Consider the following 1050-nt stretch of genomic DNA (forward strand, 5'->3'; position numbering starts at 1 on the left):
CCCCAATAGGGGCGTGCCGGTATTCGCGCCTTATAGGCGCTGCACAAACTACCAGCTAAGCTGGTAGTTTTGATTAAATCTTTCTCAATCTGGGTATAATAGTTAAAAAGAATTAAAGGAGATGGTTTTATTAGGTTTTATATAGGATATTTTTTTGTTTATGCCTTTATTGGTTGGATTATGGAGGTTTCCTTTCAGGCGGTGAAGACTGGGCGTTTTATTAATAGGGGGTTTTTGAATGGGCCTCTTTGTCCGATTTATGGCTTTGGGGCCTTGGGTGTGATTTATTTTTTGACTGATATAGCAAAAACCAACAAGCTTGTTTTGTTTTTTGGGTCGGTTTTCATAGCTACTGCCTTGGAACTTGTTGGGGGCTTTCTTTTGGAGAAGATTTTCCACAAAAAATGGTGGGATTATTCTGACATGAGATTTAATCTTGGAGGCTATATTTGCCTTGAGTTTTCAATCCTTTGGGGCCTTGCATGCTTTGTTTTGTATGAGGCAGTTCACCCTATGATTGTGAGATTTTTTGAGCTTTTAAATCCAAAATTTATTTTTTATGGAAATATAATTTTACTAGCAATTTTTGCTGTAGATATGGCTCAGACCATCCTTACCTTGGTTGGCCTAAATAAGAAATTTAAGAAACTCCAGGCCGCAAGTGCGGATATTAGGGAGGTTTCAGATGATATTGGCAAGCGTGTCTATGACAGGACTATGACTATAAAGGAAAAGAGCGAGGAAATCAAAGACAGACCAAGGGTCAAAGAAATCGAAGCCAAACGAGCCCAAATCCGAGCTGAATTGCTCAGTAAATTCGATAAGATGGGTGAAAGAAGACTTATCAAAGCCTTCCCTAACTTGATTGAAGATTTTGTCGACAAAGTCGATAAAGACCTGGATAAAATAGACAGGGATATAAAAGAAATAGAAAAGAATATTGAAAAATAGAGTAAAAACCCCAAAATCCAATATGTACTGACCCCCAAAAGTTGGACTTAAAAATCAACTAATGGAGGTCAGTTTTTTAATGGCAAAATACAGCACAGA

At 37.7% G+C, this 1050-nt stretch carries 1 protein-coding gene; it reads left to right on the plus strand.

Going from position 1 to position 1050, the window contains the following annotated elements; genetic code table 11:
- Window positions 1-141 precede the first annotated feature (141 nt).
- A complete protein-coding gene (locus AC1EJ5_RS10000; protein WP_479816013.1) occupies window positions 142-951 on the plus strand; it encodes a putative ABC transporter permease in 810 nt (269 codons plus the stop codon).
- Window positions 952-1050: the final 99 nt, after the last annotated feature.

It is taken from the genome of Anaerococcus sp. C0059F3 (assembly GCF_056590475.1).